Raw genomic sequence first — 3,586 nt, 5'->3', positions numbered from 1 at the left:
ACAGGCTTTCCGGCCTGTTCCACAAGAAAATTCACTCTTTGTGGAACAGGCCGGAAAGCCTGTTCATAAAAAGCTTAGTGAGAATGGTGCAACATTTCAGATATTACGCAAAATAAGGACACTGCGCCGTGGCGTTTCCCTACAATTAATCGGGTGATGGTTAAATTTGTATTCATTAATCCTTCTCCTGTGCAAGTACAAATGCCCCTTTACTTTTTGATAGTAAATGGTCATAACTTTGGTTTTAGTCAACAGCTTTTTTAACCATTAACCGCAACCGCTAATGATAATTATTAATAAGCTTATGATAAAAATTTATAGTTTAATGGTAGAAGTGAAGCGCGCAATGCCCCCCTACAAATAGAGTCCTCGATCGCCCAAATCTAAAATCTATGAGTGCCGACTTTGCCCAAAATTCCTTGTCAGTCAGTTTCGCCGATGTGGAGGCGGCGGCAAATCGATTGCAGGGCAAAGCTTTCAAGACGCCGGTGCTGACTTCGGAAACTTTCAACAAACGCACAAATTCTCGGGTATTTTTCAAGTGCGAGAACTTTCAGCGCACGGGTTCGTTTAAATTTCGGGGTGCTTGCAATGCTTTGATGCAGCTATCTGAAGCCGAAAAACAGCGGGGAGTGCTGACTTTTTCTTCGGGAAATCACGCGCAGGCGATCGCCCTTGCGGCACGGTTGCTAGAAATTCCTGCTACTGTTGTCATGCCGGCAGATGCGCCAAAAGTCAAGCAAGAAGCGACTCGCGGCTACGGTGCAGAGATTATTTTGTACGATCGCACTCAAGTTTCCCGCGAAGAGTTAGCGGCTAAAATTGCCGCCGAACGGCACTTGACAATTATTCCTCCTTATAATGATGCGCGGGTGATTGCGGGACAAGGTACGGCTGCGCTGGAATTAATCGCAGAAGTTGGGGAGTTGGATTTGCTGTTAGTTTGTTGCGGTGGCGGGGGTTTACTGTCGGGATGCGCGATCGCGACAAAAACTTTGTCTCCGCAGTGTAAAGTAATAGGAGTAGAACCGGAGCAAGCAGACGATGCGGCGCGATCGTTCCGCACGAAAACGCTGCAAACTGTTACTAACCCGGATACGATTGCTGATGGTGCGCGCACGCCATCTTTGGGGAAATTAACCTTTCCTTTGGTGCTGCATTATGTGGACGATATGACAACAGTTTCCGAAGACGCAATTCGCCAGACAATGTTTTTTATGTGGGAACGCATGAAGATAATTGTTGAACCGACGGGAGTGTTAGCAGCGGCGGCTTTGTTGTCAGGTGTGGTGCAGGCTGAAAATGCGAGGATTGGCGTGATTGTCAGTGGTGGCAATGTAGATTTGAGCGAAATCTATCGGTTTTTTTCTGTGTAATTAAGTCTGCCACTTTGTTAGTTTGTCAGTCCGAAAGTCCGCCAGGAGTTTAAACCAGTGTCTAATAGCAAGAGTCCTCAAAAAACGACTGGAAAGCATTTTTTATTTTTATCTTTAGTCCACTTCAGGGGACTTGCTCTGTGAGACGGGGGTTAAAACCCCGGCGGACTTTCTGGCAAACGTCAAATATTCATGCAAACGCAAAATATTAATATTGACAAATTTGACCAAAGTAAAAGGTGATCTGATAAAATGCTTCCACAACAAACTTCGATTTAATAGCACAATGTCTTCAGAAACAAACTCAGCGGCTCAATCTACAACTGGTGCAGATGCGATCGATGTTGCGATCGCCTCTGGAATCGACTTTGACGGTACTCCGATTCCGCAAGCAAAATTAGACCTCTACAAGCAAGTGATGGGATTAGAAGCCGGCAGACAGCGCAGTGGCGTGTCAAATACCATGCGATCGCGCATTGTCCGAATCGGTGTCAAACATCTGCCTCAAAACGAGCTCGATAAAATGCTCGTTGCTGCTGACTTCGCACCGCTGAAAGATAAAGAAGTTGCGTTTTATTACGGTGGAAAGTAAAAATTATCTACCCTTCTAGATAGATGAACAGTCATCCCCGGATCGGTCAAAATTGGCACAAATCCTAGCAGAGGGTAAGTTTATGAGCACTAACGGTAGTACAGTCATCAGCAACCTCGAGTACGATTTGTTAACAGTTTTGCACAACAAGTCTGAAGCTTTGAAAGCCTACGAAACTTACATGAAAGATGCTCAGGAAATGGGTTCTCAGCCTTGTGCTGAACTGTTTCAAAAATTGCAGCAAGCTGACATGGAGCACGCGCAGGAAATTCGGCAGCACCTTCAACAGGTAATGCAGCACGGCAAGATGTAAAGCTGGTGCAACTAGCTCTGCAAGCTATCAGTTATAAGTTATGACTTAAGTAGTAGCAGCGATCAGTAAAGAGTTTGGGATTGACAACTCATCTTCAATTCCTTAAACTCTGTATCTACCGAGCGATGGAAACATCAATCTGACCGCTCAACCAATGTTTCTGAGAACTCTTAATTCATAACTAGCAACTGGTGACACCACTTCTTGAAACTTCAGCTAGGGGTAGGGAATTAGGCTTTGCTTAATTCCTTACCTATCTAGTGGTACAGGCTATAAAATCTCAGGTTTCAAAGCTCGTTCCATCAACGATAAAACAGCTTGCTCGGCAGTAATTTCACTATTTAATAAGCGATAAACTTGACGAGAAACAGGAACTTCAATGCCGCGTTGATTAGCCAAATCAATCAACACATTAGTAGTATTAACACCCTCAGCAGTGCTCTGCAATTCCTGCAAAATTTGCTCTAAAGATTTGCCTTCAGCCAATCCGAAACCAACCCGATAATTGCGCGATAAAGGACTGTTGCAAGTAGCGAGCAAATCTCCCAAACCAGACAAACCGTAAAAAGTTTCGGCGCGAGCTCCCAAACGAACTCCCACCCGAATCATTTCCGGTAAAGCGCGAGTCAGCAAAGCAGATTTAGCATTAGTTCCTAATTGTAAACCGTCGCAAACACCAGCGGCGATCGCAAATACATTTTTCAAAGTTCCACCTAACTCAGTCCCCAGCGGGTCTTCATTCACATAAACCCGAAAAATATCGGAACTGTAAATATTTTGCACTTGCTTGGCCGCTGCTAAATCCGAACTCGCCGCTACCGTTGCAGCCGGCAATCCCTGCTGAATTTCCTCGGAAAGATTAGGGCCAGAAAGTACCACAATTGAATTATTAGGAAACGCATTTTGCCAAATTTGAGATGGAGTGCGCGTACTGGCGGGGTCTAAACCTTTGGTGACGGTAACTATAATTGTACTGGGGCTTAAGTCTAATGCAAGCAGTCGATCGACTGTTGCTCCCACTCCTTTCATCGAAACTGCCGAAACAACAACATCCGCACCCGTTATCACAGACTCTAGATTAACAGAACTGCGGCGCGACCACAAATTAACTCGATCGCCTTTTTTGCCTCCCAGATTGGCCAGTGCCGAACCCCAAGCACCTCCACCTAATATTGTCAACCTTGCCATAGAATTTAGTTTAATGAATTTAACCGCAGATTAACACAGATAATATCAGGTTCGGATAATTAGTTATAATTAAGGGCAGCCGATTCACAGGGACGCCAAACCCCCTATGCCAAAAAA

4 protein-coding genes are annotated in these 3,586 nt (G+C 45.0%); 3 read left to right on the top strand and 1 reads right to left on the bottom strand.

The features are described from left to right. Nucleotides 1-392 precede the first annotated feature (392 nt). The 3 genes from QUA07_RS29620 to QUA07_RS29610 all read left to right on the top strand — a co-directional run bounded on the left by QUA07_RS29620 (nucleotide 393) and on the right by QUA07_RS29610 (nucleotide 2,281). Complete coding sequence (locus QUA07_RS29620; protein WP_333332761.1) at nucleotides 393-1,376, top strand: threo-3-hydroxy-L-aspartate ammonia-lyase; 984 nt, start codon at nucleotides 393-395, stop codon at nucleotides 1,374-1,376. Between the two features lie 286 nt (nucleotides 1,377-1,662). Continuing rightward, complete coding sequence (locus tag QUA07_RS29615) at nucleotides 1,663-1,968, top strand: small RNA NsiR4-regulated ssr1528 family protein (protein ID WP_006635311.1); 306 nt, start codon at nucleotides 1,663-1,665, stop codon at nucleotides 1,966-1,968. 82 nt (nucleotides 1,969-2,050) lie between these two features. After that, nucleotides 2,051-2,281, top strand: a complete 231-nt coding sequence (locus QUA07_RS29610; protein ID WP_333332758.1) for a hypothetical protein — start codon at nucleotides 2,051-2,053, stop codon at nucleotides 2,279-2,281. Between the two features lie 270 nt (nucleotides 2,282-2,551). On the opposite strand, the gene QUA07_RS29605 is transcribed toward QUA07_RS29610, so the two are convergent. Beyond that, the gene (locus tag QUA07_RS29605) at nucleotides 2,552-3,469 is read right to left on the bottom strand and encodes an NAD(P)H-dependent glycerol-3-phosphate dehydrogenase (RefSeq protein WP_333332755.1); all 918 of its coding nucleotides are present in this window, start codon (nucleotides 3,467-3,469) and stop codon (nucleotides 2,552-2,554) included. Between the last annotated feature and the right edge of the window lie 117 nt (nucleotides 3,470-3,586).

The organism is Microcoleus sp. T3_A4 (assembly GCF_036700465.1).
GTDB lineage: Bacteria > Cyanobacteriota > Cyanobacteriia > Cyanobacteriales > Microcoleaceae > Microcoleus.
Note: the sequence above shows the minus strand (reverse complement) of the source record. Positions and strands in the feature narration are given on the sequence as shown.